The organism is Rhodococcus sp. NPDC006774 (assembly GCF_040636045.1).
Taxonomy (GTDB): domain Bacteria; phylum Actinomycetota; class Actinomycetes; order Mycobacteriales; family Mycobacteriaceae; genus Rhodococcoides.
In genome coordinates, this window is record NZ_JBEYIW010000005.1 from 14,863 (window position 1) to 39,689 (window position 24,827).

The window sequence follows — 24,827 nt, forward strand, 5'->3', positions numbered from 1 at the left end:
GAGTGGACGCATGCACGCGCCCGAGAACTTACTGGCCGACTGCGGCAGTTGTTTCGGACTCTGTTGCGTCGCTCTGCCCTTCGCGAAGTCCTCGGACTTCGCCGTCGACAAGGCCGCCGGTGAGCCGTGCCGCAATCTTCGGCAGGACTCACGGTGCGGCATTCACTCGACGCTGCGGGAGAAGGGCTTTCCCGGATGCACGGTGTACGACTGCTTCGGTGCGGGCCAGAAGGTGTCGCAGTCCACGTTCGCCGGACGGGACTGGCGGCAGCAGCCGTCGAACTCGTCGGAGATGTTCGCGGTGTTCCCGATCATGCGTGATCTGCACGAGTTGCTCTGGTATCTGGCGGATGCGCGTGACCGGGATTCGACCGCGACACTGCACGATCGACTGTCCGGCGAATACGCAGACTTGGATGCGCTGACCGAGTCGGCACCCGACGTTCTGCGCTCGGTCGACGTCTCCGGTCTGCGTTCGCGGATCAACGAGTTGCTGCTCGCAGCAAGCAATCTGGTTCGTGCCGAAGTGACGGGCGAGAAGAAGAACTACCGTGGCCGCGACATGATCGGCGCACAACTGGCCGACGCGGATCTGCGCGGCGCGAGCCTGCGCGGCACGTACCTCATCGGGGCCACCCTGCGTGGTGCCGACCTGCGCCTGGCCGACCTGATCGGTGCAGACCTCCGGGGTGCCGACCTCCGAGGTACGGATCTACGCGGCAGCATCTTCGCGACACAGTTCCAGATCGATGCGGCGAAGGGTGACGAGGCGACGCGACTCCCACAATCGGTGACGCGTCCGAGTCACTGGGCCTGAGACTCGACCGGTTCAGCCGAGCGATCGACCGGTCTGCTCCAACGCAGCCTGGATGACCGTCAGCGATGCCGGGCCGACACCGTGCAACTTCGTCAGCTCGGCCGCGGGCACCCCTGCGAGATCGTCCAAGCACGCGTACCCCGCCGCGCGGAATGCCCGAGACGCGGGAAGTCCGGTGCCCTTCGGAAAGTCCGCATGCCCATCGGCTTCTGCTCTGCTCACGGGCGAAGTCTAAAACAGACCGGTAGCCTGGCGGCGTGCCCGAAACCAAGCAGAGACGCGTTGTCATCACCGGTGCGAACACCGGCATCGGCTACTACACCGCCTTGGAGTTGGCGAAGCGAGGCGACCACGTGACGCTCGCCTGCCGCAACAAGGACAAGGCCGATGCCGCCGCGGCGAAGATGTCGGCGGAGGCACCCCGCGGAACCGTCGACACCGCCACCCTGAACCTCGCCGACCTGGCCTCGGTGCGTGCGTACGCAGAGTCGGCACCGGAGTCGATCGACGTGCTGATCAACAATGCGGGCGTCATGATGCCTGCATTGCGGAACGAGACGGCGGACGGGTTCGAGCTCCAGCTCGGCACCAACCACCTCGGCCACTTCGCCCTGACCGGCCTGCTGTTCCCCAAGCTCGCTGCGGACGCGAAGATCACCACCATCGCTTCCGTCGCGCACCGGCAGGGCCCCAAGCTCGATTTCGACAATCTCCAGCTCGAGCGTGGGTACAACCCCCAGCGCGGGTACGCGAACTCCAAGCTTGCGAACATCCTGTTCGCGCTCGAACTCCAGCGCCGGATCGACAAGGCCGGACTGAAGATCACCAGCAATGCCGCGCACCCCGGAATCTCGGCCACCGAGCTGTACTCGAGCCCCGACGGTCTGGGCAGCAACAAGATCCTGGCCACTCTCGCTCCGATCGGACTGAAGATCTTTTCGCAATCTGCCAGTGCCGGAGCACGTCCCACGCTCTACGCCGTCGACGTTGCGGGTGGCGGTACGTACAGCGGCCCCAAGTCGTTGTTCGAGACGCGCGGTAAGCCGGGCCCGGCGAGCATGACCAAGACCGCACAGGACCCCGCTCTGGCTGCGAAGCTGTGGGACGCCAGCGAGAAGTTGACCGGAGTCGGCTACCCGTTCTGACGAGGGACCGTCACCGGGCGGGCTCGGGCAGAGGATGTCCGCGCTCGCTCATGACGGCACGCACCCGGTCGGGGTAGGTTTCGACGTTGAGTTTCACTCCCGGCGCGTCGGCCGACTTCACCAGATCCAACACCTCGGTGAGGGTCGGCATGCGAGCGCCGGGGACGCGTCGTTGCTCCGGATAGTCCGTGAGCGGTAGGGCTCCGCAATCGAGAGTACGAATCTGCGCGAGTGTCAGTGTGTTCACGAACTTCCCGACGTACGGAAACTCGGGATCCCCCGGTGTGAGCGAACCCGGTATCGACGCATTTGCTGTCCGAGACCCTGCGGTCGTGGGTGACGATCGCGATGCCGTCCTCGGCGATCCGAGTGTCCAGTTCGAGGGTGCTCACCCCGAGTTACAGTGCGTTGGTGAACGATTCGATCGTGCTCTCGGTGACCAAGCCGAGACCGCCGCGATGGGCCTGCAGATCGAACGACCCGAGCGGGGTCGGGTCCGCCGCCGAGTCCGTTCCGCACCCCGTCAACACCGCGAGGGGAACGCACACCAGGGGCAAGTACCGACCGAATCGCATGCTCGACGAGGCTACGGAAGGTCGGTGTCCACCCGGGCCCCTCGCAGTGAGCTCCCGGCACCCTGCAGGTAGACCGAGATCGGTAATTGCAGCGCTGCAACATCTTTCGATACTCGACGGCCGAACATCACATCGGCCATCAGACCCTCGCAGAGCGAGACCAGACCGTCTCCGTGCGCGGGATCGACGAACAACGCCCGCGCCCGTTCGAGTGAGAAGAAGGACCGAGCGAGCAGGTCCCGAACATCATGCGCGACAGCAGGATCCAGCATCAACGCGGACCGGGCCCGAAGGTCGATCATGCGATGAGTGAGCGCATCGTGAAGATACCGCGCGACGACCGTGGCGACATCACTCTCGGTTCCGGCGATATCCATGAACGTCTCGCGCGAACGCTCGACGAGTCGGGCGGCAACCGCCGCCAGCAGGTCGGACTTCGTGCGGAAGTAGTAGGACGTCGACCCTGCCGGGTAGTCGAGCGCCGAATCGATCGCCCGATGCGTCAGTGCGCGCAGGCCGTCTCGGGCGATGACCTCGAGCGCCGTATCTGCGATTGCGGTTCGGCGATCCATGATCGTGACCCTACACACTCACTCTACAAAAGTAGAGGATGGCGGCGTACGGTTCGAGCCATGAGGCCGATCGCCCCGCCACACACATTCGACGCCGACTTCACCCTCGACGACGCCCAAGCATCGGCCGCCGACGTACTCTCGACCCCCGGCACAGAGGGCGTCTACCTGTGGGGCCCGGTCGGCCGCGGCAAGACCTGGCTGCTCGACGCCTACTTCGCCGGTGCCGAGACAACCGCGAAGAAGCGCGTCCACTTCCATGCCTTCTTTCGCGACCTGCACGCTGCGTACTTTCGGCACCGCTTCTCGATCGACGCGGCCATCGACGACATCCTCTCGACGGACGACACCGGAGTGCAGGCCGAACTGCTGTGCTTCGACGAATTCCACGTTCACGACATCGGCGACGCCCGACTCATCACGCGGATGCTCGACGCCCTGTTCGTCCGTGGGGTCGCTCTGGTCGTCACCTCCAACTACGCCCCCGACGATCTGCTGCCCAATCCGCTGTACCACCCGACCTTCGTTCCGACGATCGAGAAGCTGAAGAAAAATCTCGAGGTGATCTGCGTCGACGGTCCCGTCGATTACCGTGCCGCCGGCACGAGCGGTTCGCGATTCGCGTCGGGAAGTTGGAGTCTGCAGGAGCGGAGCCTGCGGAGTGACCAGAAAAAGCTGGAGCGGAGCCTGCGGAGTGACCAGAAAAAGCAGGAGCGGAGCCTGCGGAGTGACCGAACTGGCCCGCAGTCGGGCATCGGCGGTCGCACCTTTGCCGATCTGTGCTGCACCGCTCGTTCGACGGGTGACTACCTTCGACTGTTCGAGGAGACAACCAGCTTGACCGTCACCGAGGTGCCCGCACTGTCGACTGTCGACGAGTTCGCTGCTCAGCGGTTCGCGAATCTGGTGGACGTCGCCTACGACCGCGATGTGCGGGTCGACTTCCACGCCCTCGTCCCGCTGGATGAATTCGCCGTCGGATGTTCGGGTCTCGACACCGATCGATTGGTCAGCAGGCTCAGTGAATTGGGATCTTCCGTGCGCACCGACATGGCTACGGCCACATCGTCTCGAGCATCGTTCGATTTCCGCCGTCCGCCTTCGCTCGGTACATGAGGGAGTCCGCCACGCGCGTCGCATCGTTGACCACGTCGACCCCTGCGGTCCACGCATCGGAATCGGGAGCGATCACGACGGCGCCGGCGCTCACTGTGACCGGTATCGGATCCGAGCGATTCGTCAGAGTGCCGCTCACCTCCGCCACCAGCTCACACAGTTGTTCTGCCTCGCCGACGAGGACGGCTACGAACTCCTCGCCCCCTGTTCTCGCCACCACCCCCGACGTGCCGAGGTGGTCGCGGAGACGGTCGGCAACGAGGACGATGACGGCGTCGCCCTGGTCGTGTCCGTAGCGGTCGTTGACGCTCTTGAACCGATCGATGTCGACGAGTACGAGGACGAGCGCCAGCTGCTCGCCGTGAGCGACCGTCCACAGGTCTTCGATGGCATTCTGCAGTCCGCGTCTGTTCTTCAAGCGGGTCAGCGGATCGATCTCGGATTGCCGTGCGTCCTCGCACACCAACGACCAGGCGATCTGGGCGAAGATCGGGACACCCGACGTCGCACCTCCTGCAACCAGCACTGCGGCGATCGCATCCCACGGCCCCCACAAACCCTGCGTGTACGCGGCCACCCCGATGTAGACGATCACCAGATTGGCGAACACCAGGTGAGCGACAAGCAGCCTCGGTCCGAGAAAGAAGGTGCACATCGACCCTGTCAGCGCGAAGAGGAACGTGCCGATCAGCGCCGACGTGGGTACATCGAGAAGAATCACCGACGCAAGCCCGACGTCGCCGAACACCAGGAACGCCACCAACTGCCACTTACGATCCGGCAGCGGCCCGACGAGCAACCACACGATCGTGGCGAACTGCAGAACCAGGATGAAGAGTACGTAGGCAACAGGACCCGATCCGGTCGGCCCGTTCGGCGAGGCCAGCATAAGGATGGACACGACGGCGTACAGGGCCACACAGCTGGCGAACACGACTCGGATCAATCGGTGCAGCGGACGAGTCGACTTGTGCACGAAGATCCAGTCGAAATCGTGCGGAGCAGCGAACCAGTGGCGAAGAACCTGAGCTGCACTGGGCTGGGGTCCGAGCGGCGGAACGGTGGTACTCGGGATCGACCTCGGCGGCAGGAGTGGGGTCGACCGTTTGCGGTGGCGACTCCGTGTCGCGCCGTGCGCCCGCACCGAACGTGGTCGTAGGGACGCATTCGATCGCTCGCTGTGCCGCGCTACGGGCGATCGAAAGTCTTCGTGCATGGGGCTCCCTTGTGAAACGAACTGCCCAGGTCCGAAAGCGTACCGATCACCGTTTCGGCTCGCCCGAAATCCCCTGATCCGGTCTCGCCCGGCCTGCGGAGCGCTCGCCCGTCGTTTCCACGACCGATGCACGCCTTCCCCCCTACAGACAAAGGGAGACACCCACTACTGACGGCGGTCGGGGGCGACAGCAGTAGCGGGTGTCTCATTGTTCATTCGCAGCCCCCCTCGAGGTGGATGGGTACCGGATGGGAAATTTTTCCGAAGATTTTTCACGACCCGAGGAATAGCCTGTGACCATGCCTTTCACAGCAGCGAACCACTACGACTTCACCGGCGACGACATCACCGGGACCCTCGATGCCCACCGATCCGCCGGCGTCTGGGCGGCGCAACTCGTTCTGAGCGGGCAGACGCTGGAGTCCACCGACGTCACCCGATCGGACCTGGGATTCGAGGTTCGCACCGTCGTCGAAAATCTGTCGGACGGTAATCGGACCCACCTGCTGGTCGTGTTGCCGCGCGTCACGATCGACCCCGACGACGGCCAACCCGTCACTTTCACCTCCTACGCGGTGCTGTACACGGTCCACGGTGGATCGACCGAGGTACACGGTGCGGTCGAGGCCTACGACGTGCGACTGCTGAGCGGAACCGCGTCACTCGTCCGGTGAACGACGTGGAATAGCGCGTGACGGCCCACCGTTGTACGACGCAGTCGATGCAAACGCATGAACTTTGTTCGGGTAGGAGCACACTGTGCAGTTCGGAATCTTCACCGTCGGAGACGTCACCACCGACCCCACGACGGGAGTGACGCCCACCGAACACGAGCGCATCCGGTCGATGGTCACCATCGCCAAGCACGCCGAAGACGTCGGGCTCGACGTCTTCGCGACCGGCGAGCACCACAACCCGCCCTTCGTGCCGTCGTCTCCCACGACCATGCTCGGCTTCATCGCCGCGCAGACCGAGAAGCTGATTCTCTCGACATCGACCACGCTGATCACCACCAACGATCCGGTGAAGATCGCCGAGGACTACGCGATGCTGCAGCATCTCGCCGAGGGACGCGTCGACCTCATCATGGGCCGCGGCAACACCGGTCCGGTCTATCCGTGGTTCGGCCAGGACATCCGTCAGGGCATCCCGCTGGCGCTCGAGAACTACCAACTGCTCCGACGCCTGTGGACCGAGGACGTCGTGACCTGGAAGGGCAACTTCCGCACCCCGCTCGACGGGTTCACCTCCACGCCGCGACCGCTCGACGGCATTCCGCCGTTCGTCTGGCACGGCTCCATTCGCAGCCCCGAGATCGCAGAGATCGCCGCCTATCACGGTGACGGATTCTTCGCGAACAACATCTTCTGGCCGAAGGAGCACTACATCGCGCTGATCGACCTCTACCGCGAACGCTACGAGCACTACGGGCACGGGCGCGCAGACCAGGCGATCGTCGGCCTGGGCGGACAGGTGTTCATGCGCAAGAACAGCCAGGACGCGGTGACCGAATTCCGACCGTACTTCGACAACGCTCCGGTGTACGGCCACGGCCCGAGCATGGAGGAGTTCACCGAACAGACTCCGCTGACTGTCGGATCTCCGCAGCAGGTCATCGAGAAGACCCTGGCCTTCGCGGATTTCTTCGGCGACTACCAGCGCCAACTGTTCCTGATGGACCACGCCGGACTGCCGCTGAAGACCGTGCTCGAGCAGCTCGACATCCTGGGCGCAGATGTGGTGCCGGTGCTGCGCAAGGAGTTCGCTGCCCGACGCCCGGAGGGTGTTCCGGAGAATCCTCCGACTCACGCGAGCACCCTGGCCGAACGAAACGCCCGTGTCTCGATCTAGAACCGAGGCGGCAGTCGATGCCTGGGAGTCACTCTTTCGCTCCCAGGTGACGCTGATGCGACGCTTCACCGCCGAGGACATCTGGAAGCCGATCGGCGTGCGCGAGTACGACGTGTTGTTCACCTTGAGCAGCAGCCCCACTCGCGCACTCCGACTGCACGAACTCAACGAGCGGATCCTCCTGAGCCAACCGTCGCTGAGCAGGATGTGCGACCGGCTCACGGCGATGGGTTATGTTGTCCGACAGAGCGATCCGTCGGACAAGCGCGGGACGGTGATCTGCCTGACCGAGGCAGGGGCGGACCTGCAGAAATCGATCGGCCGCAAGCATGCGACACAGATCGCACGACTGGTCGGTGGCGCACTGGACGGCCACGAACTCGCCGAGCTCGACCGGCTCTGCACCAAGCTCCGAACCACACAGGCAGGCATCGAATGACCATCGAGATTCTCACCCCACGCGAGGTTCCCCTGGGCGGTCCACGCGCACTGAAGGTTCGGCGTACGCTCCCACAGCGGCAGCGTTCGCTGATCGGTGCGTGGTGCTTCGCAGACCACTACGGTCCCGACACCTCACCGATGGATGTGCCGCCACACCCGCACACCGGGCTGCAGACCGTCAGCTGGCTCTTCTCCGGCGAGATCGAACACCGCGACAGCGTCGGATCACACGCCATGGTCCGGCCCGGCGAGCTGAACCTGATGACGGCCGGCCACGGCATCAGTCACTCCGAGACCTCGACCCCGCAGACGGAAATTCTGCACGGTATGCAACTGTGGGTTGCACTTCCGGCTCGATCTCGTTTCACCGCACCGACTTTCGAGCACTACGTGCCACAGACTCACACGAGCCAGGGGCTGACCGCACGAGTGTTCCTCGGCTCACTGCTCGGCGAGACCTCGCCGGTGGCCACGTTCACCCCACTCCTCGGAGCCGAGATCGTGCTCGACGCAGGAGCCCGCGTCACCCTCGACGTCGACCCGACGTTCGAGCACGGCGTCATCGTCGATCAGGGCACCGTGACGATGGACGAGACAGTGCTCGCCGCAGCCGATCTCGGCTACCGCGAACCGGGCGGTTCGACGCTCGATCTGCACAATCCGACCCGTGAGCCGGTGCGGATGCTGCTGCTCGGCGGACCGCCGTTCGGCGAGCAGATCGTCATGTGGTGGAACTTCGTCGGCCGCAGCCACGAGGACGTCGTCGAGTATCGGGCCGCCTACGAGCGCGGCAGCGAACAGTTCGGCACCGTCGAGGGCTATCCGGGATCTCGACTGCACGCACCTCCGCTACCCAACAGCCGGATGCAACCGCGCGGCTGAATTGTTCTGCTACGCAGCAGGAGCCGTGGGCAGTACCCGTTTGATGACGTCGGTGAGCGTGACGATGCCGAGGAACTGCCCGCCGGTCTCGACGACCGCGAGCTGCACGCTGCGGTTTCGCATCTGCCGTAGCAATTCGTACACCGGTGTCGATCCGTCGACCGAGTAGGCCTCCCGTGCGTAATCGGCGGCCGGTTCACCGACGTCGGCCAGCAACGTGTCCCGCACGTGGACGACGCCGGGCGTCGCGCCGGAGCTGTCGGAGAGCAGTACCCGAAGGTGACCTGAGCGCAACGCCGCCTCCTGCACATCGGAGACAGTGGCACCGTGCGGCACCGAGGTCGCCTCGGAGTCGAGCACCGTGATCTTGTCGACGGTCAGTGTCTCGAGTTCGATCACCCGGGTGATCTGGGTCTGCAATTCCGGTTCCAGCACACCGACCTGCGACGAGTACTCGACCAGGTTGCGGATGGTCTCCGCATCGCGACCGCCGACCGCGGCGTTCTCGACCGGCTCCACTCCCGACCGTTGGACGAGCGTGTTGGCGATCTTGTTGACCCACACCAGGAACAGCCGGAAGGGGCGGATGAACGCCCGAGACGGCAACCCGATGATGGTGGCAGCGAGTTCGGGGTGCGCGATGGCCCAGGACTTCGGGGCCATCTCACCGATCACCAGATGCAGGAAGGTGACGACCAACAGCGACAGCGCGAACGCGGCGGTTCCGGCCAACCAACCCGGCACACCCCACGAGGTGAACACCGGACCGAGCCAGGAATCGACGGCGGGTTTGGTGACGGCACCGAGCGCGAAGGTGCAGGCCGTGATGCCCAGCTGCGCGCCCGCCAGCATGATCGTCAACTCGTTCATTCCGCGCAGCGCCGCCCGCACCGATCGGCTCGTGCCTGCCTTCTCCTCCAGTCGATGCCTGCGGGCACCGAGCAGCGCGAACTCGATGACGACGAAGAACGCACTCAGCGCGATGAGCAGTACCGTCACCGCGACGACGACCCACGCGTTCATCGGTCCGTCTCCTCGTCCGATTCCGGCGAATCCTCGATGCCGTCCGGTGAGTTCTCGTGCAGTCTGATTCTCAGCTCACTCGGCACGTGCCGATCCACCTCGAGCACCTCCACTTCGAGGGACGGACGCGGCGGTTCGTCTTCCATCAGGTCGGCCCCGAACACCGCGAGGTCGATACGCACCGTGTCTCCGACCTCGGGCAGATTCCCGCCCTCCGCGATCAGCAGGCCGGCGAGCGTCTCGTAATCACCTCTCGGCAACAGCATGTCGCGACCGATGGTGCGTTCGACCTCGTCGACGTGGACGTCGCCGTCCATGAGCCACACTCCGTCTTCCTGATCGTGCACGCCTGCGATGTCCTCGTCGTCGTGCTCGTCGGTGATCTCGCCGACCAGTTCCTCGGCGAGATCCTCGATGGTGAGCACCCCGGCAAATCCGCCGTACTCGTCGATGACACAGGCCAGCTCGTTCTTGGTGCTGGACAACAACTCCAGGGCATCCTCCAGGGGCATGAGCTCCGGCACGATCAGCGGTGCCCGCATGATCTCGGTGACCGGACGCCGGTCGTCGGGCGCGGCAGCCAACACCTCGGCCAGCTGCACCACACCGATCGGCTCTTCACGGTCACCGATCACCGGATACCGGGTGTGCGCACGCACCATCCGCGCCCGCATCTCACCGATGGCAGTGGTGGGAGTGACCGCGTCCACCCGAGTGCGAGGAATCATCGCGTGTGCGACATCGCGCTCCGGAAAATCCAGGATGCGGTCGAGCAACAACGAGAGATCTTCGGTGAGATCCCCGCTCGCGCGGGAGTCCTCGATGATGCTCTCCAGGTCCTTCGCGGTGGCGCTGCTGTCCACGTCGTGCACCGGCTCGACGCGCAGCAGACGCAGCATCGCGTTGGAGGACTTGTCGAAGAAGGTGATCAGCCAACCGAAGGCGGCCAGGTAGATCAGCGTCGAGCGGGCAAGGCGTCGGGACAGCGGGTCGGGGCTGGCGATCGCGAGATTCTTCGGATAGAGCTCGCCGAAGATCATCTGCACGACGGTCGCAAGCACAAGAGCGCCCACCGTGCCGATCGAAATACCCACCGCGATGGGAACTCCGGCACTGCTCAGCAACTCGCCCAACGATTCGCCGATGAACGGCTCGGCCACGTAGCCGACCATCAGACCGGTGACCGTGATGCCCAGCTGCGCGCCCGACAGCATGAACGAGGTGCGCTTGGTGACCTTCAGTGCTCGCTCGGCCGACGCGTCGCCCTTCTCGGCTCCGGTACGCAGCGTCGCCCGGTCGACGGACATGTAGGCGAACTCCTGGGCCACGAAGTATCCGTTGGCCGCGATGATCGCGGCGGTGAGCACGAAGCCGAGAAGCAAGGAGAGTATCGCGGTGATCACCATGCGATCACTCGACAACGAACGGCCGGAGCAGTGCCCTCCGACGAAGCAGTGGCCATGGGCGGCCGAGGGGGATCGATGGCGTGCACAGTGCGCTCGACGCCTCCGGTGTCAGAGAATCCGAATTGAGTGGAATGTCGTGATTCTATCGACTGCCGGCGCGTAATTCTCACGACCAGGCGGAATGAGCGATCAGAACAGCGTCGGAACCGCGTCGTCGGACGTCGACGCCTCACGCGCCGTCGGGGCCGAGGCGGTCGGGGCGGCAGTTGCCGGGGCGGGTGCCGTTTTCACAGGTGCCGTCTTCACAGGTGCCTTCTTCGCGGGTGCTGTTGCGGCAGGGGACACCGCACCCCCTGCAGCCACGGCTCGCGCGGCCTCCCCGGCCAAGGCGTCGGCTGCTTCGTTGAAGTGATTGCCGACGTGTCCGCGGACCCACCGGAACCGGACCGGGCCTTCACGTTCGGTGATGGCCCGCTCGATGCTCTGCACCAGCTCCAGGTTGCGTACCGGGGTACCGCCCGCTGTCTTCCAGTCCTTGCGCTTCCAGCCCGCGAGCCACTCGGACGCGCACTTGATGGCGTACTGCGAATCGGATTCGATCAACAGCGGCTCGGGGCCGGGGTGAGCCAGAACCGCCTCCAGCAGGGCCCTGAGCTCCGCGACCTGGTTGGTGCCCGAGGGCTCACCACCGGAGTTGCTCGGCCCCGTGTGGTTGACCCACGCCCACCCGATTGCTCCGCCGGGGTTACGCAGACACGAGCCGTCCGTACTCACGATGATCACGGTCTCAGACCCTACTTCGGGGCACCGACAAACTCCGGGTGACTCGCGCACGAACACCGAGGTACTTCACGATCGACTGTGCGGCACCGCGAATCGATTCCGGCGCAACGCCACCCGGGTCAGGAGTAGTGGGACGCCCCGGCCTTCCTGCCGTCGAGGGTGAGCAGCACGAACGCCACCGCCGCGAGCGCTGCGATGAGCGCGGAGAACACCAGTCCCGCGGTCACCAATCCCCATTCGTTCGCCGCAGCCCCGGCCCCGATGACCGGCACCGAGATGGCCACGTACAGCACCACGAAAAACGTCGAGGTCACTTCTGCTCGACGTTCCGGCGGAAGCCCCGCGGCGATGGCCGCCATACCGTTGCTGAACGTCACGCCCTGCCCGATGCCGCACAGCAGTGCCGCGATCACCAGGACCGGCAGCGACGTCAGTACCAACGACAGAGCCAGGACCACCAGCCCGACCGTCAGAACGAAGCAACCCCAGCGCTGCGCCGACGTCGGATCGGCCCGGCGTATCGATATCTGCGCGGTCGCGGACGAAGCGAAGACCGCGAACACCACAACTCCGGTGACGGCATGGTTGTCGATCTGCAGCACACCCGCGATGAAACCCGGCGATACCGCGGTGAACAGGCCGAGCACCGCGAACCCGGCGAAACCACCGATCGACGCGCGCAGAAAAGTGCCACGGACGTCCGCCGGAACAGACAATCGTTGCATCTGCGGGCGCGCCCCCGCTGCGACCCGAACGGTTTCGGGAGCGAGAAACACCGCCAGGGCAGCCACCGCGAGCAGGCCGATGTCGACGTAGAAGGTCAGGCGTAGCGGTTGCGGAAGGTATTCGGCCAGCAACCCGGCCACCAGCGGGCCCAGGCCGAGGCCGCCGATATTGGCCGCCGTGGCAATCGCCGGAGCACGATCCCGCCACGCGTCCGGTACCAGTTCGATCAGGGTCACCGTCGCCGTTCCGACGAAGATCCCGGCCGACAACCCGGACAGCACTCGCCCGATCACCAGGGCCGTGAGCGAATCCGCAGTCACGAACACCACGGCACTGATCAGTCCGAAAGCAATCCCCGCCAACAGCATCGGACGACGACCGAGCGAATCGGACCACCGCCCGAAGGCCAGCAGGGCTCCGAGCACACCCACGGCGTACGCGGCGAACACCAGCGTGACGACGAATACCGAGAAGCCGAATTCGACCTCGTACAACGCGTAGAGCGGCGTCGGCATGGTCGTACCCATCATCGCCACGACGAACGCGTAGGCGACTCCGACGAACGATGCTGCACTCGATCGAGCCACGAAGATCCTCCTGATGCTGTCGACCTGACCAGAGGCGGCAAGAGAGTCCGTGCGGTACTCCTGCGCTCAGCGAGGCACTATGTATCTTGCCGTCGGCGCTGCAACAGTGTCGACCGAGCCCTGAAGGGGACCCACTCGGTCCGCATGGCCACGACCGTTTCGGAGGTGACGAACCGATGCCCGACGATGCCGGTTCCGACGGGATCGCGCGCCTGGTCACGTCCGAGCAACGACTCGACGTGCGGATGTCGGTGTCGCCGCTACGCCGTGGCCGCGGCGATCCCACCTACGAGTCGACGCCGGACGGCGGGATCTGGCGCACGTCGCGGATAAGCTCCGGCCCGGTGACATACCGCCTGACGCAGGTGTCGCCGACGAGCGCGCAGGTTCGAGCCTGGGGCCCCGGCGCACCCGAACTGTTGGACGCGGTGCCCGCTCTGCTCGGCACGGACGACGATGCAGCCACCTTCGCACCGGAGCATCCGATTCTCCAGGAAGCCCATCGGCAACTACCGCACCTGCGTCTGGGCAGAACCGGACTGGTCCTCGAGGCCCTGATCCCGGCGATCATCGAGCAACGCGTCCACGGAATTTCGGCCTTCGGATCGTGGCGCCACCTGGTGAGCAAGTTCGGCGAGAAGGCACCGGGGCCGACGCCGAAGCCGATGTTCGTCTTTCCGACACCCGACGTGTGGCGTCGTATCCCGTCGTGGGAGTACCACCGCGCCAACGTGGACCCGGCCCGGTCCAAGACCATCGTCCGCGCTGCCTGCGCAGCCGGACGGCTGGAGGAGGCGTCGGGAATGACACCCGAGGACGCGCAACGCAGGCTGCGGGCGATCCCGGGCGTCGGTGTCTGGACGGCGGCCGAGACCGCGCAACGCGCCCTCGGGGATCCCGACGCGTTGTCGGTGGGCGATTACCACCTGGCGTCGGTGGTGGGCTGGTCGCTGTTGGGGAGACCGATCGACGACGCGGAGATGGTCGAGTATCTGCAGCCCTTGGCACCGCACAGGCATCGCGCGATTCGGCTGCTGTACCTGAGCGGCAAGGCCACCAAGCCCAAGTTCGGTCCGCGAACCGCGCTGGTGGATCACACGTGGCACTGAGCCCTCACTGCTCGTACAGTCGAGTTGTTCGCCGACGTAAGGGGTTTGTCTGTGGTTGCCATCGGTAGTTCCGATCTGGATGTCTTTCCGCTCGCTCTAGGAGGGAACACTTTCGGCTGGACCAGCGACGAGGCCGAGTCCTTCGAGATTCTCGATGCCTTCGTCGAGGGCGGAGGCAACTTCGTCGACACCGCGGATTCGTACTCGGCATTCGCCGACGGCAACTCCGGCGGCGAGTCCGAAACCATCATCGGCAACTGGACCAGAGCCCGCGGAAACCGGGACGACGTCGTCATCGCCACCAAGGTCAGCCAGCATCCCGAGTTCCGCGGACTGGCCGCGGACAACGTCCGAGCCGCCGCCGACGCGTCGCTGAGCCGGTTGCAAACCGACCACATCGACGTCTACTACGCGCACTACGACGACGAGAAGACCCCGCTCGTGGAGTCTCTCGCCGCGTTCGACGAGCTGGTGACAGCGGGCAAGGTCCGGCACGTCGCCATCTCGAACTACACCCCCGCGCGGGTGCGCGAGTGGCTGGAGCTGGTGAAGGAGAACGGTTTCGCCGCCCCGATCGCGTTGCAGCCGCACTACAACCTGGTCGCCCGCGGCGACTACGAGGGCGAGCTGCAGAACCTGGCCGTCGAGAACGACCTCGGGGTGTTCCCGTACTTCTCCCTCGCCGCAGGTTTCCTGACCGGCAAGTACCGCACCCGCGAGGACCTCGCGGGCAAACAGCGCGAACGACTGACCACCGGATACTTCTCCGACGCCGGTCTGGATGTCGTGCAGGGTCTGCGCGAGATCGCCGAATCCCGTTCGGCAGAGATCTCGAGCGTCGCGCTGGCCTGGCTGCTGGCCCGGCCGGGAGTCACCGCGCCGATTGCCAGCGCGAGCAAGATATCTCAGCTACCGGCTCTGCTGGACGCACCGGCACTGGCTCTGACCAGCCGGGAAGTCGAGAAGCTGACCGTACTGTCCGACGCCGTGGCATAGAACACGAAAGTTGTAGTCAGCAACCGGGAACAGAACGTGTGCCCCGGTTGCTGAACCTCGGGTGGCCCAAGCACCGAACACGTCAGCAGCCGAGACAGCCGTAGCCGAAGCACCGGCAACGAACACGTCCCCCGAGCCGACGTCCAGGGAACGCCTGCGGGTGATCCTGGTGCTCGGCGCGCTCATCGCGCTCGGCCCACTGACCATCGACATGTATCTGCCGGCCCTTCCGGCCATCGCCGACGACCTGAACACGTCCTCGTCCGCTGTGCAGCTCACCCTCGCGGGCACCCTCGTCGGTCTTGCCCTCGGGCAGCTGATCATCGGGCCGCTCTCGGACATCGTCGGCCGACGCCTGCCCCTGATCGTCGGCACCGGAGTGCACATCCTGGCCTCGGTCGCGTGCATCGTGGCTCCCAACATCGCCGTTCTCGGTGGCCTCCGCGTCGTCCAGGGTCTCGGTGCTGCAGCCGCAGCCGTGGTCGCGATGGCCATCGTGCGCGACCTGTTCAGTGGCCGCGCCGCCGCGACCGTCCTCTCACGCCTGATGCTGGTCATGGGCGTCGCTCCCGTGCTGGCCCCATCGCTCGGCGGTGCCGTGCTGCTGGTCGGATCCTGGCGTCTCGTGTTCGCGGCTCTGGCGATCATGGGTGTTGCTCTGATGACGTTGGCGATCGTGTCGCTGCGCGAAACGCTTCCACCCGAGCGTCGCCGCGCCAGTGGAGTGCTGCCGGTACTGCGCACCTACCGTTCACTGCTGCGTGACGCCCAGTTCGTCGTTCTCGTCCTGGTGGCCGCACTGGCGATGGCCTCGCTGTTCGCCTACATCGCCGGGTCGTCGTTCGTTCTGCAGGAGGAGTTCGGCCTCGACGAGCAGCAGTTCGCGATCGTCTTCGCCGCCGGTGCCATCTCCCTCATCGGGGCTTCCCAGCTCAACGTCCTTCTGCTCGGACGCTTCGCACCGGTGCAGATCGTGCTGACAGCGCTGTCCTTCGCGGTGTTCGCCGGTGCCGTCATGACGGTCCTGGCGATCACCGGGGTCGGCGGCATGGCCGGGTTCGTCGTCCCGCTGTGGTTCGTACTCGGGGCCGTCGGGTTCGTGATGCCCAACGCGCCTGCGCTCGCGCTGTCCCGGCACGGTGAGGCTGCAGGCGGAGCCGCTGCCCTCCTCGGGGCAGCGCAATTCGGGCTCGGTGCCATCGTTGCGCCTGTCGTCGGCGCACTCGGAAACGACGCGGTGGCCGTGTCCACCACGATGGTCGCGACCTCCGCCGCCGCACTGGTAGCACTGGGTGTCATCACCGCGCGCTCGTCTTCGCGCCTATGAGCTCGGTGGGGGCCACCACACACTAGGGTTTTCGCCATGGCCGAACGCGAACGTGATGCGCACGGTAAACCCCTCAATGCCAGGCCTCGTGACGGTCTCGGGCGGCCCCTCGCGCGCGGTGGCAACGGAACCCCACGGGTGCCCGACGACCTCCGGCTTCCTCCCACTGCTGCTCTGGTCGAAGCGCAGAGATTCCTCGACGCGGACATGCCGTTCCATGCGCACGAGGTACTCGAGGGCACGTGGAAAAGCTGCTCGCCCGACGAGCGTCCGTTGTGGCAGGGCCTCGCCCAACTCGCCGTCGGGTTGACTCATCTGATGCGCGGCAATCGCGTCGGTGCCGGTTCGCTGCTCCGGCAGGGACACGACCGACTCATCGGATTCGAGTGCGATCCTCCGCATCACGTCGACGTCACCGGCCTGCTGACCTGGTCGGAGGGCCTGCTCGTCGAGCTCGAGACCGGACGGTTGCCGGTGGCCCCCGGTATTCCGGCGCTGCGCGCTATCGACTGAACCGATCCCGACAGGGGGCGTCCTGGCGTCCGATCCCGACTCGAGCTAGCCTGGTGAAGGTTAGGTAAGGCTAGGACAATCTGCTTCGGAAGTGGGGTTCGTCGGCGTGACCGTGTTCGCACCGCTCAGACTCGTGCACCGCGAGACGATCAGCCCGGCCCAGCTCGGACGCACTCTCTGCACCGAGGTAGCCGAACAGGTTCCGTACTGGGTCGCAGTCCTGACCCCGGCGGAGCGACCGTTGCTCACCGAACGGTCGACGGAATTCGAGCAGGCATCGGTGACGTTCGCGTTGCCCGACGGCGCACACCGCCGCCGCGTTCTGCTGCTCGCGGCCCTGGGTTCGGCCGTGTCCACGTGGCAGGCGAACAACCACCGCGGCTCCTCGGCCGGCGTGCTGGTCGACCTCGATCTCGAGAACACCGGTGCAGTGCACCCGGTCCGGCTTCCTGCGCTTCGCACCGACGCTCTCGCCGTCCCCTCTCTCCGCGAGCACCTCGTCGACGACGTCTCGAGGCGGCTGGGCTCGGTGCCGAACGGCGGCCGCGACTACGCACTGACTCGCAACTATCCCGCGCTGGCCTCGCGCGCAGGAGCTCAGATCATCGTGCGTGAGGATGCACTGGCAGAGCCCAGCCGCGATCACGCCATCGACTTCGGGATCTCCGTGACCGATGCGGGTACCGCGACGGCGCGCATCACCTGGGCTGCGAACCTGCACGGCGTCGACGAACTGATCCGACTGTGGTCGGCGGCCGTGCACAGCCTCGCACTCGCCACTACAGGCTCTTCAGCAGCCTGACGTCGTCCTCGATCCCCTCGGGGGGAGTTTCGAGGATCACCGGCGCGTCGGCAGCCAGTGCGACGGCGGTCAGAATCTCGGCGTCGATCGTTCCCGTGCCGAGGTTCGCGTGCCGGTCTCGCGCCGAGTCGAACTCGTCGCGCGAATTGTTCAGGTGCACCAGATCGATTCGTCCGGTGATGGCCTTGATTCGGTCGACCACGTCGACGAGATCCTCGCCCCCGGCCCACGCGTGACAGGTGTCCAGACAGAATCCGGCACCGAACTCACCGATCGCGTCCCACAACCGGGCGATGTCGTCGAAGTGGCGCGCCATCGCGGAGTCTCCGCCCGCGGTGTTCTCGACGAAGATCGGCACCGCGAAGCCGCCCTGCTCCGCTTGGCGCTCGAACAGCTTGCGCCAGTTGTCGATTCCCTTGGCAGTGTCCTCGCCCTCACGGACGTGGCCGCCGTGGACGACCAACCCGATGGCCCCGATCTCGGCCGCAGCAGCGGCCTGCTCGATGACGGCCTTGCGCGACGGAATACGGATCCGATTGTTCAGGCTCGCCACATTGAGGACGTAGGACGAGTGCACCACCACGTCGACGTCGCCGGTCAGCAACGCCTCGCCCTGAGGGTGCGGGGAGAGCTTGTTCCACTTCTGCGGATCGGTGAGGAACATCTGGACGAGGTCGACGCCGAGGGCCTCGGCCGTGCCGAGAGGGTCGCTGCTGTCGCGGACGTGGGCTCCGATGCGCATGACGCCCATCATAGGGGTGGTGTTCAGGGTCTCCCCTGATAGCGACGGGCGCAGAACGCTGGAACACTGGCACCCATGAGCGACATCGCCGCACGTGCGGTCAACGTATCGAAGGTCTACGGATCAGGGGACACCCAGGTCCACGCACTGTCCGGGGTGAGCGTCGACTTCGCTCGCGGAGAATTCACCGCCATCATGGGCCCGTCGGGTTCGGGGAAGTCCACGCTCATGCACTGCCTGGCCGGCCTGGACAACGCATCCTCGGGAACGGTGACCATCGGCGACACCGAGTTGACGGCACTCTCCGACAAGGAGATGACCGGATTACGAAGGGACCGAATCGGATTCGTGTTCCAGGCCTTCAATCTGGTGCCGACGCTCACCGCGCTCGAGAACATCACACTGCCCCTCGACATCGCCGGCCGCACGCCGGATCAGGGATGGCTCGACACCGTGGTCGACCGACTTGGCCTGCGCGACCGCCTCGATCACCGCCCCAGCGAGCTCTCGGGCGGACAGCAGCAGCGAGTGGCGTGCGCCCGCGCACTGGCAGGTCGACCCGACATCGTGTTCGGCGACGAGCCCACCGGCAACCTGGACTCCCGCTCGTCCGGCGAGGTGCTGTCGATTCTGCGCACTGCCGCAGACGAATTCGATCAGACCGTCGTCATCGTCACGCACGATCCGCGCGCGGCCAGTTACGCCGACCGCGTCGTGTTCCTCGCCGACGGCGCAGTCATCGATCAGCTCAACGCGCCCACGGCCGACGCCGTACTCGAGCGGATGAAGAAGCTGGAGACGGTCCGATAATGGCGCACTCGGCCTCCAAACACTCGGTCGCCGACAAGGCCCCACGTCGGGCCGCGTCGGGCAATCCCATGCGCAAGGTTTCGCTGAGAAACCTTGCTGCACATAAGGTTCGCCTTGCTCTGACCGTGCTGTCCGTCGTGCTCGGCACGGCATTCGTCGCGGGTTCCTTCGTGTTCACCGACACCCTCCAGCGCACCTTCTCCTCCCTGTTCGCCGATACCGCGCAGGGCGCGGACGTTCGCGTGAGCCCCGAGGACGCACGCTCGTCCGGCGTACCGAACGAGGACATCGCGGCGATCTCGACGTTGCCGAACGTGCGCGCCGTGTCGCCGTACGTCGGCGGGCAGTTGGTGCTGCTCGGCTCGGACGGTGCCGCCGTACAGTCCGGCGGCGCACCGACCATCGGTGAGTCGTACCTCCCGGACGACCAACGACTCGGTGATCCGACCACCTTCGTCGACGGTTCGGCTCCCACCGCTCCCGGTCAGGTCACGATCAACGAAGGTGGTGCCGAGCGCGCGGGACTGAAGGTGGGCGACGCCACCCAGGTCCTCGTGCCGTCCAAGGGCATCACCGACGTCACGATCAGCGGAATCTATTCGACGGCAACCGAATCCGGTGGCTACATCGGAATCCAATTCGTGCAGAGCCAGGCGAACGAGCTGTTCACCGACGGTGCCCACGTGCAGTACATCGACGTCGCGGGCAACGATCTGGCCGCGCAAGGGCTGACTCAGAGCGATCTTCGTGACGAGATCGCCGCGGCGTTTCCCGATCTGAAGGTCCAGACCGCCGCGGACGTACAGGCCGAGACTCAGGCCGAGGTCGAGTCGGCACTGTCGTTCATCAACTACTTCCTGCTCGCCTTCGGCGGGATCGCCCTGCTGGTCGGCACCTTCATCATCTACAACACGTTCTCGATGATCGTCGCTCAGCGCGTCCGCGAACTGGCACTGCTGCGCGCCATCGGAGCCAGCCGCGGACAGGTCAGCCGATCGGTCGTCCTGGAAGCTCTGGTCGTAGGCGTCATCGGCAGCGTCCTCGGCTTCGTCGGCGGAGTAGGGCTGGCCTACGGGCTACGGGCGCTGCTCAACGCATTCGACCTGGGCCTACCGTCGGGACCGTTGGCACTGGAGCCGCGCACCGTTGTCGTCGCGTTCGCCGTCGGCATCGTCGTCACCGTGCTGAGCGCGTACGCCCCGGCCCGGCGGGCGGCAAAGATTCCACCGGTCGCCGCGATGCGCGAGGAGTTCGCCTCTGCGGGCGACACCCTGCGCACCAGGACGTTCGTGGGCGTCGGCCTGGGAATCGCAGGCGCGGCCGCACTGATCATCGGCGCGCAGTCGACCGGCGGGGCGGCCGCTGCCACGGTCGGCGCGGGAGCCGTCGCACTGATCGTCGCCACCGCACTGGCCGCGCCGTCGCTGTCCCGGCCGGTTGTCGGCGCGCTCGGTGCCGTCATCACCCGTCCGTTCGGAGCGATCGGGCGCTTGGCCAGGACCAATTCGGTACGCAACCCGCGACGCACCGCGGCCACCGCCTTCGCCCTGATGCTCGGCCTCATGCTCGTCACCGTCATCGGCGTGCTCGGATCCACTGCCAAGGCCAGCGTCGACTCACTCGTCGACACCGGCGTCGAGGCGGACTACATCCTCTCCGGTCCGCAGTCGATCGGCGTTCCGACCGGTGCCACGACCGCTGCACAAGAGGTGACCGGCGTGGACCGCACCGCGGTACTGCACCCGGTGTTCGTCACCATCGCGGGCCAGGAGGAGTACGGCGCCGCCATCGACGGCTCTCCCGAGGGACTGCTCGAGCTGTCGATGGTCCAGGGCACGGCAGACCTGGACAGCGACGGATTCTCGGTGTCGGAAACCGAAGCGGCCAACCGCGGATGGACGGTCGGAACCGAGGTCACCTTCGACACCGTGGACGGGGCGTCGGTCCCCGTGACCGTCACCGGTGTGTTCACCGACAATCCGCTCATCGGGAATTGGATCGTCTCGGGCGACATCTACCAGGAGGTGACGCCGTCCATCACCCGGTCCGACATCCTGGTTCTGATCAAGGCCACGCCCGGTACCGACCTGGACACGCTGCGAACCGATCTCGAAGCGGCGACCACGCCGTTCGTCGTCGTCCAGGTTCAGGACGTCGAGGAGTTCAAGGGCAGCCAGGGTCAGCAGATCGACACCCTGCTCGCCGTGCTGTACGGATTGCTGGCTCTGGCCGTTGTCATCGCCGTGCTCGGCATCGTCAACACGCTGGCCCTGTCGGTCGTGGAGAGGCGTCGGGAGATCGGCATGCTGCGGGCCATAGGAATGCAGCGTCCACAGGTTCGTCGCATCATCTATCTCGAGTCGCTGCTCATCGCACTGTTCGGCGCGATCGTGGGCGTCGTCCTCGGCATCGCGTTCGGGTGGGGATTCGTGCAGACTCTGCGCGACGAGGGCCTGGGCACCATGACCGTGCCGTGGGGCCAGGTGGTGGCGATGCTGCTCGGATCGGCCGTCGTCGGTGTGTTGGCGGCGCTGTGGCCTGCCGTGCGAGCCGCACGCACGAAGCCGTTGGAGGCCATCGCGGACCTGTAGGGACAGGCCCGAAACAGACCGGGCATTCCGCAACGTCACCCGATTGTTGTGGAATGTCCGGTTTTCCGCTTGCGTAAAAAGGCCATGCGCGTCTACCTTTGAGTCGGTAAAACAGTCTCAGAGACGGTTTGTGAGTCACAAACCGACTCCGTCATCACGGGTCGGGCTCGTGCAAGGAGAATCATGTCGATTCAGGACATCGATGCGCCGACCCGACTTTCTCTGGCCCCGTTGTGCCGGCCCGAACGCCGCGACACCCTGATGGCCCGCTACCGCGAGGTGGCTCACGCCCTGCCCGATGCCGTCGCACTCGACGTCGACGGCACCTCGCTGACCTTCGACGAGCTCCTCCACCGCGCCTACTCTCTGGCTCGCAAGATCGCCACTCTCTTCCCCGCCGATTCTCGGCCGCTCGCCGTGGACACCGACGCAACGACGAATTCGATCGTGCTGATGCTGGCCGTCGTCGCCGCGGGCCATCCCCTGGTGCCGCTCGACTCCATGCTTCCGGCCGAGCGCCGCGCCACGATCATCGACCAAGCAGCCGCGACGGCGATCGACTCCGCCACCGTTGCCGCAGCCATGGACTCCTGTGTTCCGCTGCCGACACTGTCGGGCGACCACACCGCGGTGATCAACTACACCTCGGGATCCACCGGCACCGCCAAGGGCGTGATCCTGAGCCACCGCATGTGTCTGACCAAGGCATACGAGGTTGCCAACGCGTTGGCACTGAGCCCACACGACCGCGTCGGAAACTCGCTTCCGGTCAGCTTCGGTGCCGGCTTGAACACGTTGTTCGCCGGCCTGCTCAGCGGTGCCGCCGTGCACTGCCGCGACCCCAGGTCGGGTGTCCCCAGCAGCACCGTCGAGTGGACTGCCGCGCATTCCCTGACGACGCTGCACTGCTCGTCGTCGCTGCTGCGCGCAGTCTCCGCAGTCGATCACGGACCCACCGAACACGCAGCAGGCGGGCGCGGGGCCGTACCGACGCTGCGGGTGGTAATCACCTACGGGGAATCCCTGCACTCCGACGATGCCGACGGCTTCCGGCGGCGGTTCGACAGCCGAGCGACGGTGGTCAACTGGTACGCGACCACCGAGGCCGGTGCCGTCGCCTACGGCGAATACCCGCTCGAGCGAGCGCTGCCGTCGGGCTTTCTCCCCGCAGGCAGACCCATCCCGGGCAAGCTCGTCGAGGTCGTCGCCTCCGACGGTTCGACGTGTGCACCCGACGTGATCGGCGAAGTACGGGTGACGTCGAGCTGCTTGGCCGACGGTTACCTCGGCGGTGCCGGTCTGGACTCCCAACGATTCGCCGCGCTCGGCGACGGTCTGTTCCGGTACCGCACCGGCGATCTGGGACGACTCGACGAACACGGGACACTGCATCTGGCGGGACGCATCGACGACGCCGTCAAGGTGCGTGGCTACCTGGTGGAGCCGGCCGAGGTCGAGGCAGCGCTGCGCGCCATGCCGGAGATCGACGACGCAGCGGTGATCGGCAGGACCTCCGGCACCGATACCGACCTGGTCGCCTACGTGTGTTCGGCTCGTTCCGGTCGGCGACCCTCCGTGGGCGAGATCAGAGCGTCACTGCGCCGGACGCTGCCGGAATGGATGGTGCCCACCCACATCGTCGCGCTCGACGCGATGCCGCGAAACGAACGCGGCAAGGTCGACCGAAGTGCACTGCCCGAGCCCGCCGATCGACGCGTCGAGCGCACAGCGGTCGGCCCGACCGAGTACATCGTGGCCGAGGCCGCGCGCACCGCGATCGGGCTGGACACGATCGGCCGGGACGAGGATTTCCTGGCGCTGGGCGGCAACTCGCTGACCACCACGGCGATGCTGTCCCAACTTCGCGAGAGCCTGAAGATCGATCTGACGCCGGAGGACGTGTTCGCGGCGACCACTGTTCGAGCGCTGGCCGTGACAGTCGATGCCCGCCTCGAGGACGCGGCAACTGCGCGTCGGCGCACGACCGGCGAACACGATGTGCTCGTGCCGCTGCGCACGGAGGGAAGCAAGGCACCGATCTTCCTGGTCGGCGGAGCAGGCGTCGGTGCGATGGCGTTTCTGAATCTCGTCAAACACATCGACGACGACCGCCCCGTGTATGCGTTGCAGGCGCACGGCCGCGGCAAGCGCGGACGCCCGGACCGCACGATTCGGCGAACCGCGAAGCGCTACGTCGACGCTGTTCGCACGGTCCAGCCCGAGGGCCCGTTCCATCTGGTCGGTCATTCGCTCGGTGGCTGGATTGCCATCGCGATGGCGGAGGAGATCCGAGACTCCGGCCTCGGAACTCCCCACCTGCTGCTCCTCGACACGCGACTGTTTCGGCATCTGCTGGACAGGTTGCCCGGGGGTCGCGAAGTTCCGGCTGCTCCGCCGGCTCAGACGCGCGAAGACGCAGGCTTCCACCTCGGCCGCATCGGCACCGCTGCCCTCTGGCTACGGATGCAGTTCGCCGGGTTGCTGAGGTACCCGACGACGATGGAATGGTTGGTTTTCGCAAGCATCGGGTACGTGGCGTTGAACAAGCACGTGCCGACACCATGGTCGGGTTCGATGACCGTGGTTCGCACGGCAGAGAACGTCAAGGAACTCAGGTCGTGGCAGACGGTCGGTCGTGGTGAGTTGACCTTCGTCGACATCTCCGGGGATCACGTCGACATGTTGCGTGAACCGATGGCCGCGCACTTGGCCGAGACGATCACGAACACCTTCGACGACGCGGGCCTCGCACGCTGACCGACGGTCTGTCGCAGTGTCGGCTCAGCTTGTACGTTTG

23 protein-coding genes and 1 pseudogene are annotated in these 24,827 nt (G+C 65.9%); 15 read left to right on the forward strand and 9 right to left on the reverse strand.

Annotation, left to right across the window (positions count from 1 at the left end; genetic code table 11):
* The first annotated feature begins 10 nt into the window (after positions 1–10).
* A complete protein-coding gene (locus tag ABZ677_RS09305) occupies positions 11–817 on the forward strand; it encodes a pentapeptide repeat-containing protein (RefSeq protein ID WP_358368626.1) in 807 nt (268 codons plus the stop codon).
* A gap of 12 nt (positions 818–829) precedes the next feature.
* Here ABZ677_RS09305 and ABZ677_RS09310 read toward each other — a convergent pair whose 3' ends face one another.
* Positions 830–1,039, reverse strand: coding sequence for a DNA-binding protein (locus tag ABZ677_RS09310; RefSeq protein ID WP_037194845.1), 210 nt, complete (start codon positions 1,037–1,039; stop codon positions 830–832).
* Between the two features lie 35 nt (positions 1,040–1,074).
* Here ABZ677_RS09310 and ABZ677_RS09315 point away from each other — a divergent pair, with 35 nt between their 5' ends.
* A complete protein-coding gene (locus ABZ677_RS09315; protein ID WP_037194846.1) occupies positions 1,075–1,962 on the forward strand; it encodes an oxidoreductase in 888 nt (295 codons plus the stop codon).
* 76 nt (positions 1,963–2,038) lie between these two features.
* On the opposite strand, the pseudogene ABZ677_RS09320 reads toward ABZ677_RS09315, so the two are convergent.
* Positions 2,039–2,537, reverse strand: a pseudogene (locus ABZ677_RS09320) (glycerophosphodiester phosphodiesterase family protein); the annotation flags it as partial.
* Between the two features lie 11 nt (positions 2,538–2,548).
* Positions 2,549–3,109 (reverse strand): TetR family transcriptional regulator, encoded by a 561-nt coding sequence (locus ABZ677_RS09325; RefSeq protein WP_358368630.1) that lies wholly within the window; start codon positions 3,107–3,109, stop codon positions 2,549–2,551.
* 60 nt (positions 3,110–3,169) lie between these two features.
* Between ABZ677_RS09325 and zapE the strand changes: the two genes are divergently transcribed.
* On the forward strand, positions 3,170–4,225 hold the full coding sequence (zapE, locus tag ABZ677_RS09330) for a cell division protein ZapE (protein ID WP_358368632.1): 1,056 nt from the start codon (positions 3,170–3,172) through the stop codon (positions 4,223–4,225).
* Here the strand turns inward: zapE and ABZ677_RS09335 are convergent.
* A complete protein-coding gene (locus ABZ677_RS09335; RefSeq protein WP_176460674.1) occupies positions 4,164–5,201 on the reverse strand; it encodes a GGDEF domain-containing protein in 1,038 nt (345 codons plus the stop codon). The genes zapE and ABZ677_RS09335 overlap by 62 nt on opposite strands.
* 539 nt (positions 5,202–5,740) lie before the next feature.
* Here ABZ677_RS09335 and ABZ677_RS09340 point away from each other — a divergent pair.
* The 4 genes from ABZ677_RS09340 (at position 5,741) to ABZ677_RS09355 (ending at position 8,615) form a co-directional block, all read left to right on the forward strand.
* The gene (locus tag ABZ677_RS09340; protein ID WP_094635053.1) at positions 5,741–6,115 is read left to right on the forward strand and encodes a hypothetical protein; all 375 of its coding nucleotides are present in this window, start codon (positions 5,741–5,743) and stop codon (positions 6,113–6,115) included.
* Positions 6,116–6,200: 85 nt separating this feature from the next.
* The gene (locus tag ABZ677_RS09345; RefSeq protein WP_037194848.1) at positions 6,201–7,292 is read left to right on the forward strand and encodes an LLM class flavin-dependent oxidoreductase; all 1,092 of its coding nucleotides are present in this window, start codon (positions 6,201–6,203) and stop codon (positions 7,290–7,292) included.
* Complete coding sequence (locus ABZ677_RS09350; RefSeq protein WP_358368636.1) at positions 7,279–7,731, forward strand: MarR family transcriptional regulator; 453 nt, start codon at positions 7,279–7,281, stop codon at positions 7,729–7,731. The genes ABZ677_RS09345 and ABZ677_RS09350 overlap by 14 nt, the downstream gene beginning before the upstream one ends.
* The gene (locus tag ABZ677_RS09355; RefSeq protein WP_037194851.1) at positions 7,728–8,615 is read left to right on the forward strand and encodes a pirin family protein; all 888 of its coding nucleotides are present in this window, start codon (positions 7,728–7,730) and stop codon (positions 8,613–8,615) included. Before ABZ677_RS09350 ends, ABZ677_RS09355 begins: the two co-directional genes overlap by 4 nt.
* A 9-nt stretch (positions 8,616–8,624) precedes the next feature.
* On the opposite strand, the gene ABZ677_RS09360 is transcribed toward ABZ677_RS09355, so the two are convergent.
* The 4 genes from ABZ677_RS09360 to ABZ677_RS09375 form a co-directional block, all read right to left on the reverse strand.
* Positions 8,625–9,638, reverse strand: coding sequence for a hemolysin family protein (locus tag ABZ677_RS09360; RefSeq protein ID WP_358368640.1), 1,014 nt, complete (start codon positions 9,636–9,638; stop codon positions 8,625–8,627).
* Positions 9,635–11,044 (reverse strand): hemolysin family protein, encoded by a 1,410-nt coding sequence (locus ABZ677_RS09365; RefSeq protein WP_082323828.1) that lies wholly within the window; start codon positions 11,042–11,044, stop codon positions 9,635–9,637. The genes ABZ677_RS09360 and ABZ677_RS09365 overlap by 4 nt, the downstream gene beginning before the upstream one ends.
* A 189-nt stretch (positions 11,045–11,233) precedes the next feature.
* Positions 11,234–11,827: a ribonuclease H gene (locus ABZ677_RS09370; RefSeq protein ID WP_358368643.1), complete on the reverse strand. Its 594-nt coding sequence runs from the start codon at positions 11,825–11,827 to the stop codon at positions 11,234–11,236.
* Between the two features lie 119 nt (positions 11,828–11,946).
* The gene (locus ABZ677_RS09375) at positions 11,947–13,140 is read right to left on the reverse strand and encodes an MFS transporter (protein ID WP_037195488.1); all 1,194 of its coding nucleotides are present in this window, start codon (positions 13,138–13,140) and stop codon (positions 11,947–11,949) included.
* A 176-nt stretch (positions 13,141–13,316) separates the two neighbouring features.
* Between ABZ677_RS09375 and ABZ677_RS09380 the strand changes: the two genes are divergently transcribed.
* From ABZ677_RS09380 to ABZ677_RS09400, 5 genes are all read left to right on the forward strand, one after another.
* The gene (locus tag ABZ677_RS09380) at positions 13,317–14,249 is read left to right on the forward strand and encodes a DNA-3-methyladenine glycosylase 2 family protein (RefSeq protein ID WP_358368646.1); all 933 of its coding nucleotides are present in this window, start codon (positions 13,317–13,319) and stop codon (positions 14,247–14,249) included.
* Positions 14,250–14,300: 51 nt separating this feature from the next.
* A complete protein-coding gene (locus ABZ677_RS09385; RefSeq protein WP_358368649.1) occupies positions 14,301–15,245 on the forward strand; it encodes an aldo/keto reductase in 945 nt (314 codons plus the stop codon).
* Positions 15,246–15,399: 154 nt separating this feature from the next.
* Positions 15,400–16,572, forward strand: coding sequence for a multidrug effflux MFS transporter (locus ABZ677_RS09390; RefSeq protein ID WP_094635114.1), 1,173 nt, complete (start codon positions 15,400–15,402; stop codon positions 16,570–16,572).
* 36 nt (positions 16,573–16,608) lie between these two features.
* Positions 16,609–17,085 carry a DUF309 domain-containing protein gene (locus tag ABZ677_RS09395; protein ID WP_094635047.1) on the forward strand — a complete coding sequence of 159 codons (477 nt, stop codon included), beginning with the start codon at positions 16,609–16,611 and terminating at the stop codon, positions 17,083–17,085.
* Between the two features lie 106 nt (positions 17,086–17,191).
* Positions 17,192–17,887 (forward strand): hypothetical protein, encoded by a 696-nt coding sequence (locus ABZ677_RS09400; RefSeq protein WP_141216979.1) that lies wholly within the window; start codon positions 17,192–17,194, stop codon positions 17,885–17,887.
* On the opposite strand, the gene ABZ677_RS09405 is transcribed toward ABZ677_RS09400, so the two are convergent.
* Entirely contained in the window at positions 17,865–18,629 is a 765-nt protein-coding gene (locus ABZ677_RS09405; protein ID WP_037195492.1) for a deoxyribonuclease IV, read from the reverse strand. The two genes, ABZ677_RS09400 and ABZ677_RS09405, sit on opposite strands and share 23 nt — an antisense overlap.
* A gap of 75 nt (positions 18,630–18,704) precedes the next feature.
* Between ABZ677_RS09405 and ABZ677_RS09410 the strand changes: the two genes are divergently transcribed.
* From ABZ677_RS09410 to ABZ677_RS09420, 3 genes are all read left to right on the forward strand, one after another.
* Complete coding sequence (locus ABZ677_RS09410; RefSeq protein ID WP_037194862.1) at positions 18,705–19,439, forward strand: ABC transporter ATP-binding protein; 735 nt, start codon at positions 18,705–18,707, stop codon at positions 19,437–19,439.
* A 68-nt stretch (positions 19,440–19,507) separates the two neighbouring features.
* Positions 19,508–22,030, forward strand: a complete 2,523-nt coding sequence (locus ABZ677_RS09415; protein WP_358369166.1) for an FtsX-like permease family protein — start codon at positions 19,508–19,510, stop codon at positions 22,028–22,030.
* Positions 22,031–22,213: 183 nt separating this feature from the next.
* Positions 22,214–24,787: an alpha/beta fold hydrolase gene (locus ABZ677_RS09420; RefSeq protein WP_358368654.1), complete on the forward strand. Its 2,574-nt coding sequence runs from the start codon at positions 22,214–22,216 to the stop codon at positions 24,785–24,787.
* Positions 24,788–24,827: the final 40 nt, after the last annotated feature.